Genomic DNA, 12,726 nt, shown 5'->3' with positions numbered 1-12,726 from the left:
TCTCATTCATATTCTGGCTGTTGCTGAAGACCAAGGGAGATATGCTTGACAGCCTTCATCGCCTGGCCAACAGCAAGGGATATGCTGGAGTAGGCGGCTCCATTGGCCACATCTCCAATCGCGTAAATCCACTCTGGAACGGATCTCTGCGTCTGATCCGTCTGGAGGTAATGTTCGTCAAATACGGGCAGCGAGGCAAATGCCTGACTGTTGCCGCGCACACCGATACGGGGCAAGACCCAATCAACCGTAATAGAATTTGGTGCTTCTTTTTTTTCGGAACGCAATTCCAGCTGGATCCGGTCATTCTCCATGGAGTAGCGCTCCACCTCTGTGTGCCACATGATCTGAAGATTGGGCAGCCGGTTCACGCGATCCACCCACTCGGAACGTGCCCGCAAGTGGTCACTGCGGACTAGCAAATACATATGACGTGCGTATGGGGATAGGTTGGATGCGCTTTCCAATGCCCGATCACCACCGCCGATCACGGCAATATCCTGACCTTTCACAGTCGCGGCCTGCGAGGTTGTCGAAAACCAGGGTGACAGCACGCGGGGACAATCCGCAAGCGCAGGTATGATGTTTGGGCTTACCCCTGTCGCGATGATCAGGTAATCGGCCCGATAGACTTGGTGTGAAGTATGTACTTCATGTGTGTTGGCGTCGATTCGGAGTATGGTTTCACCCAGTCGCGGGCGAAGCTGCCGAATCACAGGGTGCCCGAGCAATTCCTCAAGCAGGGCTGTTCCATTGGGATAAACCCGTGGCGGGAAGTCCGGGATCTCGTTGTGAATCTGGGATAGCTGTCCACCCAAAACATCTTTTGATTCCAGAAGGAGGCAGGATAATCCCAATCGTCGGCACCAGATAGCTGCGGATAATCCGCCGATGCCACCGCCCGCGATCAGCACCTGTACGTGTTCCACTCTCAGTCCCCCCGATTCCCGTAAAGTCGATCAATCATCCGGGTTTTTTCTTTGTTAGTTTTAGACTACCTGTTTCGCTTGGTGAGCGCAAGACGTTCTGTTGCCTTGAAAGACATTCGGCAGAGTTCTACAAATACTCGTTCAGATGTGTTAGAATGGACATAATTTTCCAAAAAGCGCAAAGATGATCGAAGCGAAGATTGGGCCCTCTTTTCAGGAAAAGGAGCTGAAGCCATGCAAACCAGGAATGAAAAAAAACCAGCACCTACAACCAAAACCAGGCAAAAAAAGCGGGGCAAACGCGGGAAAAAATGGTACCTGCTCCTTGCGAGCTGCCTGTTTCTTTGTTTGCTGATCGTCGGAGTAGGCTTTGCACTGTCACAGATGGACAAGACGCTGCAAGTTGTCACGGAGGATCCCTATAAACTGCCGGAGCAGCCCGTCGTCACCGTACCTTACGAAGAAAAGAAAGCTATTTCGTTTGTCATCGTCGGTGTCGATACACGAAAGAACATCGGCATGCTGAATACGGACGTCCTCGTTGTAGCTGTCGCCAATCCCGTCACACAAAAATTAACCATGGTTTCCCTGCCGCGAGACACGCGCGTAGAAATACCTGGATATCCGGGCTACCACAAGGTGAACGAAGTGTTTGCTCTCGGGGAGAATAAACGCAAGGAAGCCGAACTCAACAAGAAGCCAGTCACGGAAAACGGAATGACCTTTTTGAAAAAAACGCTGGAACATATGCTGGGGATTCCAATCGAGCACTATGTGGAGCTTGATTTTGAGGGCTTTACTGCTGTCATCGATAATATCGGCGGTGTAAAGGTAGAGGTAGATCGGGATCTGGTTTACGAGCTGCCCAAGGCAGGCGTATACCGTAATTTGAAAAAGGGGACGCAGGTGCTAAATGGTGAACAGGCGCTGGGTTTTGTCCGTCACCGGATTGATCGACGCGGAGAGGCCTACAATTCTAGCGACTTTGACCGTAACAGAAGACAGCAGCAGGTAATCCGGGCCGTGGTGGATAAGGTCGTATCGATTGATGGGATCTCCAAACTGACGACGATATTGGATACCATGAGCAAGCATATTCGCACTGACCTTTCTCCAGACCAAATAAAAGGGCTTGCCCTTGATTTTGCTTCCATCTCTTCAGACAAGATGGTATCGCTCGACAATGGAGCGGTGTGGAAATCACCGTATTCGCTCTGGCCGCAGAAGAACATGCGGGATGTGCGGGAGACGCTCAAGGCGGAGATGGTGGGAAGCACCTTGACGGCGAAGAAGCTGAGCGATGCGGCCATCGTAGAGCTGGCTCAGTGGGAAGCGCCGAGCAAACCGCGAGTGGCGCCACAGCCAGCGACTTCAACACCGAAGCCGGAACCGGCAAAGCCAAATCCCTCACAGCCAGTACCGCAACCAACCACGCCGGAGCCATCGCCTCCGACAGAAGAACAGACGGATATGGTAGAAGGCACCGAACAGCCCTTCCCCGTCGATCAGCCGCCGCCTGACATCCTGGCACCATCATCCCCAGTCGTGGAGTTCGTCGATCAGGGGCAAGGAGAAGGATAACATACACATGAAAATACCCGCCCTGCACAACTGCTGCGGCGGGTATTTTTCTTTTTTGTCCCTGCGGTCAGGCGCGCGATTGACGCACCGCGAATACGAGCTTTGGTCCATTCGGGCCACCCTCGATGAAACGGCGGTACTCCTCTGTTTCCATTCCATAAATAGCCAGCTTTCCTTCGGGATCATAGTGAATGCCCCAACCGTATTTTTTTGCCAGCATCGAAGCACGCATACATGGATGATTTTTCGTAAACAACTCCGCACGGATACGGTCCGCGTTTTGTTGAAGCTCCTCTGCTGAATAAGATTGACGGCGGATGTGCACCTCGTAGATGAGATCTTCGAGCGTATAGCGGTAGGGATTTTGCGAGAGAAGCTGATACTCCAGGAATGGAATGGTCGGCTTTGCTGCGTTTCGGTTCGGTGGAATGACGCCAACGGTAACTTGGCAGTCGGGAGCCACCTGTACGAATGTATGGGTGATGTGCATCATTAGGCACCCCTTGTCTGCTTTTTCTTTGAATATAGCGGAGAAAGGGGGCATTTTCCAGCCCCCCAGCGTCAGAAAGTTTTATTTCCCGGACAAACGCCTACTGCATACCCTGATAGAGAGCAAGGACGTCCGGACGAGAGGGGAGGTTAGGGCAAGTGAAAAATTTGCAGGAAACCATGAAACAATTGCAAAAAGCATCCGAAAGTTTGTCTCGATTAAGCATCGACCAGGAGCAGCCCTGGAAGGCTTTAAGCCAGATGAATCAGATATTGGACACCAATTTTTGGGAGAATCTGGTCGTGCTCAGCAAACATGCTACTCCGGCGACACAGACAGCGCCCCAGGAAATCGTGACGAAGGTAAAGAAAGCGCGAAAACGAAAAGCGAAGGAGGAACCCGCTTCCATTTCCGTAGAAGAAACGCCTTTTTTTCCCGTCACAGACATTTTCCAAACGGATCACCTCGTCATCGTCTGCTGCGAGCTGCCCGGATTTGCTCGTGACAGCCTGGAGGTGACACTGCTTGATCAGCAAGTCCTCGAGCTGAGGGGACGCATTCGCGAACACGTCTACACGCCGTCCCGGGTACAGAGCGAGCGAACAGCGGGTTCCTTTTGCCGCAAGATAACGCTGCCGGTGACGGTCAGCTCCAAAGGGATGAAGGCGCAGTATCAGGACGGACTGCTCGAATTGTACCTCGTTCGAGACCAAAACATGCGGGAGCGAAAAACGACCTTTCGCGCCAAATTGTAAGAGGAGGGAAGAAGCCTTCTCTTTTTCTTTTGTATGGATGCAGGCTTGTCCAGACGCCTAGTGGCACAGTGCCCTGCTGCCCGGCACTGTGCATTAGATATTCCCCGCAATAGGCTGGTCTACGGCGCTAGTATCCAACGTATTCGTAGCACTGGCTCCATTTACCGTGTTGACAATGTTTCCTGTATTACTCCCGCCGGAACCGGAGTAGTTTTTGGTCGCGCTTTTCGGGGAGATATTCAGGGTATCTCCAAAATTGACGGTTCCCTCGTTGCTGTTAATATTCACTGCGCCTATGATCGAAGGCAAAGATCAACCCCTCCCTTCACCCTCGTACACCTGTGGATCAAGGCTTCTCTCGCAACAAGTGCCGGATGTTTTTCACACGGGTATCCAGTGTGAGACAATCATTGGAACCAATTTGCAGGACAGCGGAAGCGGCCAGGAAGGAGGCGTTGATGTGTTTGACTCGGATGGTGTTATCTTCCTGGCATGTGGTGATGTCAAACGGCTCGGGCGGTTCTGGCAAGGGCCGGGGAAGAGAGAAGAGAGGATAGGCTGCAAAAGGGAACTCATGCTGATAGTAGATGGCAGGTTCGCGCTGAACAGCAAGGACATAGGAGGCAGCCTCCACCGTGCGGGAATCCCCGATCTCCAACACGGAGGTCTGGTCGATACTGATGATCGTTAACGATTCTACTTTTGAAGTTCGCCCGGACATCTTTGGACCTGCCCCCTCTATTCGGATGCGGATGGTTCGGAAGAGATGGGGGCAAGGGTCACGCCTACGATCAAGTCCTCGGGAGGAACTTCAATTGCACTGAACAGATAGACCTCACGCGTATCGCCGATCATCACCATAGCAGATGTCGCTACGTTAATCGTATTTAGACTTCCGACACACATCTTGCCGTTCGTTACCTCATAGCGCATGACTGCTGTCTCCCTCCATCTGTCGTGGCAAATGCTGAATAAAGGAAACACAAGTATTTTCAATATCACGTTTTACTTTTTGAACAACTTTTTCCACCCACGCGTCTATTTGCTCAGGTTCCAATTCATCAGTGTCCAGTTGCCCCAGATAGTACCGAATACGAGGGTCGATCTGTTTTTTGATGTCTTCCAGTATAAATTTGCGATAGGCCGGATCTAAGGGATACCCACACTCCTCTTCAATCCGCCGGAGAAGCTTATAGGCGTCCTTATCCAGAAAGCGGTAGACGGCTTTTTGTACACGCTCGAACAATGGCTGGCCCGTTTCTTCTTGCGCCTGGCCTTCTTGCTCCGAACCGATAGACATATCGCCAATCGCCGAATCATTGCCTTTTGGATTCAACCCGATGTTCAGGGTGCCCTCCAATTTTTCTACCTTCAATAAATCGAAATGGTATTCGTTTTTGATCACGTTTGGCACTTGTTTTTCTTTCCATTCACTCATGCCCTGATGCAGTTGATCAAGTTGGTGCTGCATGCTTTCCAACTTCTTGCTTTGGGCCAGCAGGAAATCGCTCATTTGTTGAAAATACTGCATCAGTTCTTGATTTGGATACATGACGATCATCCTTCTTTTCCAAACTGCCAGCAGATCAGGCTGCTAGGTAGGGTCGACCAGAGGGACACGGGGAACGAATTCCTCAGTGGGAGATTGCTCCGGTTGGAGGGTGGTTGGAGGGGCAGGTTCTGTAAATCCGCCCGTGTTGTACAGTTGAGCAGATGGCTTGATCATGCCTGAGCTGCCGATTTGACAGACAGAAGAGTTGGTCAGACTGTTTATGTTGAAACGGTGAATGACAATATGCTGGGTCACAAAAAAATTCATCGCTGATCCCGTTCCTTGGCCGCAGCCTCCAGGATTTCTTCTACATAGAGGGGAATGGCGGCATTCCCGGAATCATTTACGTAGATGTTCGAACGGGGAATATGGAAGTACAGATTCGTCCCGGAATTGAAAGACCCTCCGCCCGTAAAAGTCTGAATATAGCTGATCGGCATGATATTGCGAACATCACCGGCGTTGAAGACGCCAGACATACTGTTCACATTGATGACTCCTACAATCGCTGGCATCTCATCCACACCCTTCGTTCAGAAAATCCTTCTGTATTCTATGTGGAAACGAATTGGGTGTTCATACCTGTTTTTTGCGAACGCCCTTCGCACACAGGCATAGTCTAAAGAAACCTTCCGCATGCTGCTCGAGGAAAGGGAAAAAGGAGGACAGCGCAAATGAGTCTAACGATCAAAATAGACAATACATGCTTGAACGTTGACGAGGTCAAAGTGGACAGCATAGCCCAATCGTCTCTCTTGCTGATTGGGGATGCCGATGTGATTGATTGCAAAACTATCTTTGACACACCAAGGGATTCGCTCATCTTAAGCAAGCAAGTGCCGCTCCAACCATACATGCAAGAAAACGGGGGCGAGTGAAGGAGCCTACGGCAAGGGAGCGAATGGGCTATTTCTGTCCCCGGCATTGGTATATAATAGATTGTGCAAGACATCGATAGATCTACAGACTCTAGCGCCATCACCGCTAGAGTTTTTTTGCCGGGCAAGCCCCGTTTTTCAAGAAGGAGAGAAGACGTTTTGAAAACACTCATCATTGCGGAAAAACCCGATATGGGACGAAACATCGCAGCCGCAATCGAGCCGAAAGCCAAGAACTTCCGGACTTATCTGGAAGGCGACCGCTACATCATTACCTGGGCGATCGGTCATTTGGTCGAATTGGCAGAACCAGATGCCTATGACGAAAAATACAAAAAATGGAATATCAACGACCTGCCGATTATTCCGGATACATTCAAGCTGGTGCCGAATCGCAAAACCAGGGATCAATTGAAGGTGATCGCTCAATTGGCGAAGCGAAGCAATCTTCTCATCAATTCCTGCGACGCCGGGAGGGAAGGGCAGCATATCTTTTCGCTGATTCAACGCCATCTGAAGCTGAGACAGCCGGTCAAAAGGCTCTGGATTTCTGACCTGACGCCGGAGACGATCCGCAGAGGGTTTGCCGAACTGAAGGACGGAGCGGAGTTCGAAAACCTGACGAGAGCGGCTAGAGCCCGCAGCGAAGCAGATTGGCTGATCGGAATGAACGGATCGCGGGCATTTACCACCAAGCACAATGTGCTCATTTCCGTCGGAAGAGTGCAAACGCCGGTACTCGCGTTGGTCTATGATCGGCAAAAACAGATAGAAGCGTTCTCCTCGTTGAAGTATTTTGACGTGGAAGGGCATTTTGCACAAAGTGAAACCAGCTACAAAGGCATCTGGCAAGGAGAGCGGATCACCGACCAGAAAAAAGCCGAGCAGCTTGCCCAAAAAATAAGGGACAAGCAGGGGCGGATCGCCTCCTACGAAGTGAAGGACACCAAAGAATTTCCCTTCAGGCTCTACGATTTGACCTTGCTGCAGCGCGAGGCGAACAGCAGGTACGGGTTCTCCGCCAAAAAAACGCTGGATCTCGCGCAGGCACTCTATGAGAAGCACAAGGTAATCTCCTATCCGCGGACGAACTCCAACTACGTGACCGAGCAAAACATTCCCGAGATGCATAAAGCGCTCCAAGCCTTGCAAGGCACAACCTACGACGAATTCGTGCGAGGCGCAGACCGCAGTCTGGTCCACAAGGGAAACCGCTTTGTCTGCAACCCGGCGAAGGTGGAGGATCACCACGCCATCTTGCCGACCAACCGCAAAGCGAAGGGACTATCAGCTGACGAGCAAAAGCTCTACGATCTGATCGTACGCCGTTTCCTGTCCCAGTTTTACCCCGCAGCGGAGTACAAGGTGCATACAGTCATGACCGAGGTCGAAAAGGAAAGATTCAAGACGACGGTAAAAGAGCTGCGCAAAATCGGCTGGAAGGCGATCTACGCCGATCAGAAGAAGGAAAAGACGCGGGGAGCACGAAATGCAAATAAAGAGGACGAAGAAAAAGAAGAAATCGAAGTGAGTGAGCCCTTCTCCCTGAATCGTGACGAAGAGGTGCACTGTGCTGATGCGCTCGTCAAGGAAAAGGAAACACAACCTCCCAAGCATTTTACGGAAGGAACCCTGCTGAAAGCAATGGAGAGCGCCGGGAAGCAGATCGAAGACGAGGAACTGCGCGATGCGATGAAAGAATCCGGCTTGGGAACTCCGGCGACGCGTGCTGCCACCATCGAGCGTCTGAAAAAAGTGGGGTACATCGAAATGCAGGGCAAGAAAATCCTGCTTACCCAAAAGGGCCGCACCGTCATCGAGCTGATCCGCGGAGCGGGCGTGGAGCTGTTGACCTCACCTGAGATGACCGGACATTGGGAGCGCAGGCTGAATGAAATCTCCAAAGGGACAGCCTCTGATGATCGTTTCATGGAGAATGTGAAGAAATTCGCGACCATGATCGTAGACAAGGTTCGCTTGCAGGCTCGTGCCGACAAGGCTTCGTTCGAGAGTGCGAATGGGCCGGCGAAAACACGTGGGCGGGAAAAAGGTCAGGCAAAAGCAGTGAGAGCCAAGACCCCAGCGAAAAAATCTTCAAGTACGCGTGCATCTGCTTCTTCCGCTTCAAGCGTGATTGCAGGCTGCCCGCGTCCAGGCTGCAGCGGTTCTATTTTCATGGGAAGAAAAGGCTATGGATGCTCCAATTACAGCGTCGGCTGTTCCTTTGTCATCTGGAAAGAAAACCACGGACGGATGCTGACGGATTCCCAGGTCAAAGCGTTGATCGAAAAGGGCAAGACAGGGAAAATGAAGCTGGTACGTGCGGATGGGACCCCTGCGGAAGGACGGCTGATCCTGCAAAACAAGGAAACGGGTGAACTGGCCATCCAATCGTAAAAAACTCTGTACGGATTCATGAAACTTCTGATTCCCTTTCACGTAGATACTTAGTAACAAAACGGTTAAACCGTCTTGTTCGACCGCAAGCAAGCGGTCGGATTCACGCTTATGAAAAACGTCAAGACGTTTTTCACTGAAAAGTGCGGCATATCGTCGCTTTTCTATAAAGGTTCTAAGGAGGAAAAATCCATGTCCATTTTTAAAAGACTGCGAGATTTGACCATGTCCAATCTGAATGCGTTGATTGAGAAAGCCGAAGATCCAATCAAACTGACAGATCAGTACCTGCGCGACATGCAGGATGACCTGGAAGAAGCGGAAAAAGCAGTTGCCGCTCAAATCGCACTGGAAAAGAAATTCAAGGTCCTGTATGAAGAGCAGGAAGCATTGGCGAAAAAACGCGAGGAGCAGGCACATGTGGCTGCCCAGGCGAAGAACATCGACCTGGCTCGCCGCGCGTTGGAAGAAAAGAAAGCAGCCGAGCAAAAAGTGGCCGAGTACAAGGCTGGCTACGAAAAAAACAAGCTGGCTGCCGACAATCTGCGTGATCAATTGACCGAAATGAAAAAGCAGATCACTGAACTGAAAAACAAGCGCGAAACGCTGGTCGCTCGCGTCAATGCGGCGAAAGCGCAAAAAACCATCAACCAAGCGATGTCTGGTCTTGGAAACAGCTCGGCGATGTCCGGACTGAAACGCATGGAAGAGAAAGCGTTGCAGATGGAAGCAGAAGCCGAGGCGAGCGGAGAACTCTACAAAAAAGAGACATCCCTGGACGAAGAGATCGCCAAGCTGAACAAAGACCAGCAGGTAGAAGACGAGTTGGCAGCCTTAATGAAAAAATACGAGGGGTAAACCGCTTGATGCGGTTCCCCTTTTTTTCGGCCTTGCCGACCAAGGCGAGAGTGAACATAACCAATTGATTGTACGGGGTGATAGCTTTGGATTGGATCGAAGTTCTCGGCATGCTGGTATGGACCGGCGCAGGCGGACTTTTACTATGTGTGTTAATGTGGATTGATTCCTTGTTCACGAAATACAAGGATATGGAAGAAATGAAAAAAGGCAATATGGCCGTGACGACTCGTTTTGTGCTGAAGCTTTTTGCCCAAGGCTATATTCTGTCACAGTCCATTGACCATGCACAAACCCTTTGGACAGCCTTGCTCGTATCTGTGATCTCATTCGTGATCTTATTTGTTCTGGAGAGAATCGTCGAGCAGATTTTCCGCATCGCGGGAGGTCTCAATCTGGAAGAAGGCACACAACAGGGAAAGGTGCCGCATGCGCTGCTGGCCGGTTCCTTCCACGTAGTCGGAGCGATGATTATCGCTGCGTGCCTGTAATCACAGCAGGGGGTAGTTTGTCATGAGCTTGTTCAAACGTATTACAAACCTATTCGCCAAACATGAACCGCCAGCAGAGGAGAAAAGCATCCTGACGTTGGCACCGGGAGATGTGGTCGAGGTCTCGATGGTCACCTATCAGGTGATTGGAAAAGCGGCCAATGCCAGCCGCAATGCGAACATGCTGACCTTGCAGGACGGAAACCAGATCCGCTACCTGTACATCGAAGATCGCGAGCGAACCGTCTATCATCTTTATCACGAGATCGACGGCAGGCTGGATTCTGTAGATGAGGTGCCGACGACGCTCGAAATGGATGACGTGGTCTACCATCTGGAGGAACAGTACCACGGACGAATCCTGGTAGTAGGAAAAGCTCCTTTTTCCGCCTCGGGCGAACAGTATATCTGGCAATTTCAATCCGACCAGCGGCAATTGCTGCGGATCGAATGGCAGGATGGCCGTTTTATGTTGTACGAAGGAGAGACTGTTCTTCCTGCTGACGTGCAGGTTTTACGCGGGAGCTAGGAGGTGAGGCATATGCCCCGTGAGTGGGTCAAACTGATAAAGCTCTTATTGATACCCGCCATTTTTTTGATGGCGATGGCCGGCGGAAATGACAAAATCGCGCCGGATGTAAGCGAGGTCTATGCGCTGGAATCCGTCAGTGCAGCCGATGGCGGTCAATCCTCCCGCGTCTACCGTGTCGAGAACAAAACCGTACCGGAAGTCGCGCAGGAGCTGGTCGAGCAGGAAAAACCGGAAGAGATGTCCGCAGAAGATACACAGCATATGTTCCTGGTCTACTCGGATGCCTGGTATCACCTGCAGCAGGATACGGAAAAACCGACGGATACCTTGATTCAGGTCGACACGAAGGAATTCGTCAAAGAGAACTACGAGTCTTCGTTCCTGAAAGCCTATTTCGTCGCTTCCGTGCTGAGCGATATTCTGGATGGCATGAGCGACCATGGCGGCAGCTATCGCGGTTATTCCAGCAAAGATGTAAACAAACCGGGAGGGAAGTACAGCACGCCGGATAAAGCTCCGCCGCCTGTCACCAAAGAAGGCACAGGCAGCATTATCAAACGGGGACAAAAATCTGCGGAGACAGGTACCGTAGGCTCAGGCGGCAGCTTGTTCGAGAAGCCTGCGAGCTCATCCAGTCAAAGCTCGGGAAAAATTATTCGCAATTCGTCCTCGGGAAGCTCCTCATCAAGCAAAGGATCGATTTTTTCACCATCACAAAAATCCCCGCCAAAAACCAAGGTCGGAGGATCAGGCAGAATCACCAAACGACGTTAACCCGCCAGCATCTTGATATTATCCCCTTTAAGTAGACAGTAAAAAGAAAGACCATTACTGTTTAATTGGAGGGGATATTCTTTATGGGGAAAATGACATACTCGCTTGAATTTAAGACACAAGTAGTGGAATGGTTTGAACAAGGAGCTACGTATAAACAAATTCAAGAAACCTACGGTTTGGATTTACGGATGTTCCGTAGATGGGTTAGAAAATACAGAGATCACGGCGTACAAGGATTGGTAGACCAAAGAGGCAAAGCCAGAGGGATGAGCAAGGGAAGGCCTCGTAAAAACCCCATGACTTCAGATGAAAGAATTAGGCGTCTTGAAGCGGAGGTAGAATTCTTAAAAAAGCTCTTAGAAGCCAGAAAGGGGGAAAGAAGAAGGATCAGGGAAAAACAGTAATTTTTCGGATTATTGCTGAGATGGCGGATCGTTATCCAGTTCTGTTACTATGCAAAATTGCTCAAGTATCAAAAAGTGGTTATTATAAGTGGCTGCACTTACAGAAGAACCCGACGAGAAAATACGCGGAAGACCAGGAGTTAAAAAAGCTGATTTTGCATTGTCATCAACGGGTCAATGGAATATACGGATATCCTCGAATTAAGATGTGGCTATACCGGGTCCATGGCATTCGAATTAATCATAAGCGTGTGTACCGACTGATGAAAGAGTTGGGGATCCAATCACGTATTCGCAGGAAACGAAAGTATTATGGACGCAAAGAGCCAATCGTGATAACAGAAAACAAGTTGAACCGTGAGTTTGCTGCGTCACGACCTACTGAAAAATGGGCTACAGATATTACCTATATCATTTTTAACGGGAGACGGCTGTATCTGTCTGTCATTTACGACCTTTTCAATAATGAGGTAATTGCCTATAAGGTCAGCAAACAGAATGATTTGTCCCTCGTCTTAGATACTGTGAAGGCAGCGACACAAAAAAGAGACGTGAATGGCGTCCTGCTACATAGCGATCAGGGAAGCCAGTACACGTCCAGAGCATATCAGAATCTATTACAAGCGTATAACATAACTCCAAGTATGTCGAGAAAAGGAAACTGCCTGGACAACGCTTGTATCGAAAGCTTTTTTAGCCACCTCAAAACAGAATGTATATATTTGGATTCCTTCGGAACCGAAGAAGAGGTGAATAAAGCAATCGAACGTTACATTCATTTTTACAATCACGAACGGATTCAAGCTCGTTTACGCAGCCTCAGCCCAGTTCAATACCGAGCTGAGGCTGCGTAAAGCAAGGGCTTGTTTTGAACTGTCCACTTGACGGGGATAAGACCATCTATATGGCGGGTTTTCTTTTTTTGATTAGGGGCGAAAAGATTGCTTTACTGTCTCTTTGCCACCGATTACTTCTACCTCTGCGAACATCGTTTGCTTGAAAGGGATGGAATTTTCAGAAAAGTAAATTGACGAGGATCATCGGAATTGCTAGTCTATGGATATTAAACCATATAAAAGGAG

At 50.1% G+C, this 12,726-nt stretch carries 18 protein-coding genes; 10 read left to right on the top strand and 8 right to left on the bottom strand.

Annotated elements, in window-relative coordinates:
• Positions 1-2 precede the first annotated feature (2 nt).
• Entirely contained in the window at positions 3-929 is a 927-nt protein-coding gene (locus tag T458_RS43635) for an NAD(P)/FAD-dependent oxidoreductase (protein ID WP_023557393.1), read from the bottom strand.
• 234 nt (positions 930-1,163) lie between these two features.
• Between T458_RS43635 and T458_RS43630 the strand changes: the two genes are divergently transcribed.
• Complete coding sequence (locus T458_RS43630; RefSeq protein ID WP_023557392.1) at positions 1,164-2,510, top strand: LCP family protein; 1,347 nt, start codon at positions 1,164-1,166, stop codon at positions 2,508-2,510.
• Between the two features lie 67 nt (positions 2,511-2,577).
• Here the strand turns inward: T458_RS43630 and T458_RS43625 are convergent, their stop codons facing one another.
• Positions 2,578-3,003: a DUF6157 family protein gene (locus T458_RS43625; RefSeq protein WP_252989838.1), complete on the bottom strand. Its 426-nt coding sequence runs from the start codon at positions 3,001-3,003 to the stop codon at positions 2,578-2,580.
• Between the two features lie 155 nt (positions 3,004-3,158).
• Between T458_RS43625 and T458_RS43620 the strand changes: the two genes are divergently transcribed.
• Complete coding sequence (locus T458_RS43620; protein ID WP_023557390.1) at positions 3,159-3,755, top strand: Hsp20/alpha crystallin family protein; 597 nt, start codon at positions 3,159-3,161, stop codon at positions 3,753-3,755.
• A 93-nt stretch (positions 3,756-3,848) separates the two neighbouring features.
• Here T458_RS43620 and T458_RS43615 read toward each other — a convergent pair whose 3' ends face one another.
• The 6 genes from T458_RS43615 to T458_RS43590 are packed head-to-tail and all read right to left on the bottom strand — an operon-like array spanning position 3,849 to position 5,822.
• Positions 3,849-4,064, bottom strand: a complete 216-nt coding sequence (locus T458_RS43615; RefSeq protein WP_023557389.1) for a spore germination protein — start codon at positions 4,062-4,064, stop codon at positions 3,849-3,851.
• 37 nt (positions 4,065-4,101) lie between these two features.
• Complete coding sequence (locus T458_RS43610) at positions 4,102-4,476, bottom strand: spore germination protein GerPE (RefSeq protein WP_023557388.1); 375 nt, start codon at positions 4,474-4,476, stop codon at positions 4,102-4,104.
• Between the two features lie 17 nt (positions 4,477-4,493).
• Positions 4,494-4,688, bottom strand: a complete 195-nt coding sequence (locus T458_RS43605; RefSeq protein WP_023557387.1) for a hypothetical protein — start codon at positions 4,686-4,688, stop codon at positions 4,494-4,496.
• On the bottom strand, positions 4,678-5,307 hold the full coding sequence (gene gerPC / locus T458_RS43600) for a spore germination protein GerPC (RefSeq protein WP_031305893.1): 630 nt from the start codon (positions 5,305-5,307) through the stop codon (positions 4,678-4,680). The genes T458_RS43605 and gerPC overlap by 11 nt, the downstream gene beginning before the upstream one ends.
• A 42-nt stretch (positions 5,308-5,349) precedes the next feature.
• Entirely contained in the window at positions 5,350-5,574 is a 225-nt protein-coding gene (locus T458_RS43595) for a spore germination protein GerPB (protein WP_023557385.1), read from the bottom strand.
• Positions 5,571-5,822 carry a spore germination protein gene (locus T458_RS43590; protein ID WP_023557384.1) on the bottom strand — a complete coding sequence of 84 codons (252 nt, stop codon included), beginning with the start codon at positions 5,820-5,822 and terminating at the stop codon, positions 5,571-5,573. The genes T458_RS43595 and T458_RS43590 overlap by 4 nt, the downstream gene beginning before the upstream one ends.
• A 159-nt stretch (positions 5,823-5,981) precedes the next feature.
• Here T458_RS43590 and T458_RS43585 point away from each other — a divergent pair, with 159 nt between their 5' ends.
• From T458_RS43585 to T458_RS43550, 8 genes are all read left to right on the top strand, one after another.
• The gene (locus tag T458_RS43585; RefSeq protein WP_023557383.1) at positions 5,982-6,185 is read left to right on the top strand and encodes a hypothetical protein; all 204 of its coding nucleotides are present in this window, start codon (positions 5,982-5,984) and stop codon (positions 6,183-6,185) included.
• Positions 6,186-6,344: 159 nt separating this feature from the next.
• The gene (locus T458_RS43580) at positions 6,345-8,582 is read left to right on the top strand and encodes a type IA DNA topoisomerase (protein ID WP_023557382.1); all 2,238 of its coding nucleotides are present in this window, start codon (positions 6,345-6,347) and stop codon (positions 8,580-8,582) included.
• 192 nt (positions 8,583-8,774) lie between these two features.
• The gene (locus tag T458_RS43575) at positions 8,775-9,440 is read left to right on the top strand and encodes a PspA/IM30 family protein (protein ID WP_023557381.1); all 666 of its coding nucleotides are present in this window, start codon (positions 8,775-8,777) and stop codon (positions 9,438-9,440) included.
• 86 nt (positions 9,441-9,526) lie between these two features.
• On the top strand, positions 9,527-9,931 hold the full coding sequence (locus tag T458_RS43570; protein WP_023557380.1) for a DUF350 domain-containing protein: 405 nt from the start codon (positions 9,527-9,529) through the stop codon (positions 9,929-9,931).
• Positions 9,932-9,953: 22 nt separating this feature from the next.
• Positions 9,954-10,460, top strand: coding sequence for a DUF4178 domain-containing protein (locus T458_RS43565; RefSeq protein WP_023557379.1), 507 nt, complete (start codon positions 9,954-9,956; stop codon positions 10,458-10,460).
• A 12-nt stretch (positions 10,461-10,472) separates the two neighbouring features.
• A complete protein-coding gene (locus T458_RS43560) occupies positions 10,473-11,237 on the top strand; it encodes a DUF4247 domain-containing protein (protein ID WP_023557378.1) in 765 nt (254 codons plus the stop codon).
• Between the two features lie 83 nt (positions 11,238-11,320).
• Positions 11,321-11,644 carry a helix-turn-helix domain-containing protein gene (locus tag T458_RS43555; RefSeq protein ID WP_023557377.1) on the top strand — a complete coding sequence of 108 codons (324 nt, stop codon included), beginning with the start codon at positions 11,321-11,323 and terminating at the stop codon, positions 11,642-11,644.
• On the top strand, positions 11,581-12,498 hold the full coding sequence (locus tag T458_RS43550; RefSeq protein ID WP_122913037.1) for an IS3 family transposase: 918 nt from the start codon (positions 11,581-11,583) through the stop codon (positions 12,496-12,498). The genes T458_RS43555 and T458_RS43550 overlap by 64 nt, the downstream gene beginning before the upstream one ends.
• The last annotated feature ends 228 nt before the right edge of the window (positions 12,499-12,726 follow it).

The sequence above is a fragment of the Brevibacillus panacihumi W25 genome (genome assembly GCF_000503775.1).
Lineage (GTDB): Bacteria > Bacillota > Bacilli > Brevibacillales > Brevibacillaceae > Brevibacillus > Brevibacillus panacihumi_A.
This window is presented reverse-complemented; position numbering and strand designations above follow the sequence as displayed.

Bases quoted from the DNA above. Each gene is read 5' to 3' on its own strand.
- T458_RS43630 (WP_023557392.1), top strand. From the start codon at position 1,164: ATGCAAACCAGGAATGAAAAAAAACCAGCACCTACAACCAAAACCAGG.
- T458_RS43625 (WP_252989838.1), bottom strand. From the start codon at position 3,003: ATGATGCACATCACCCATACATTCGTACAGGTGGCTCCCGACTGCCAA.
- T458_RS43610 (WP_023557388.1), bottom strand. From the start codon at position 4,476: ATGTCCGGGCGAACTTCAAAAGTAGAATCGTTAACGATCATCAGTATC.
- T458_RS43605 (WP_023557387.1), bottom strand. From the start codon at position 4,688: ATGCGCTATGAGGTAACGAACGGCAAGATGTGTGTCGGAAGTCTAAAT.
- gerPC (WP_031305893.1), bottom strand. From the start codon at position 5,307: ATGTATCCAAATCAAGAACTGATGCAGTATTTTCAACAAATGAGCGAT.
- T458_RS43595 (WP_023557385.1), bottom strand. From the start codon at position 5,574: ATGAATTTTTTTGTGACCCAGCATATTGTCATTCACCGTTTCAACATA.
- T458_RS43590 (WP_023557384.1), bottom strand. From the start codon at position 5,822: ATGCCAGCGATTGTAGGAGTCATCAATGTGAACAGTATGTCTGGCGTC.
- T458_RS43585 (WP_023557383.1), top strand. From the start codon at position 5,982: ATGAGTCTAACGATCAAAATAGACAATACATGCTTGAACGTTGACGAG.
- T458_RS43575 (WP_023557381.1), top strand. From the start codon at position 8,775: ATGTCCATTTTTAAAAGACTGCGAGATTTGACCATGTCCAATCTGAAT.
- T458_RS43565 (WP_023557379.1), top strand. From the start codon at position 9,954: ATGAGCTTGTTCAAACGTATTACAAACCTATTCGCCAAACATGAACCG.
- T458_RS43560 (WP_023557378.1), top strand. From the start codon at position 10,473: ATGCCCCGTGAGTGGGTCAAACTGATAAAGCTCTTATTGATACCCGCC.
- T458_RS43555 (WP_023557377.1), top strand. From the start codon at position 11,321: ATGGGGAAAATGACATACTCGCTTGAATTTAAGACACAAGTAGTGGAA.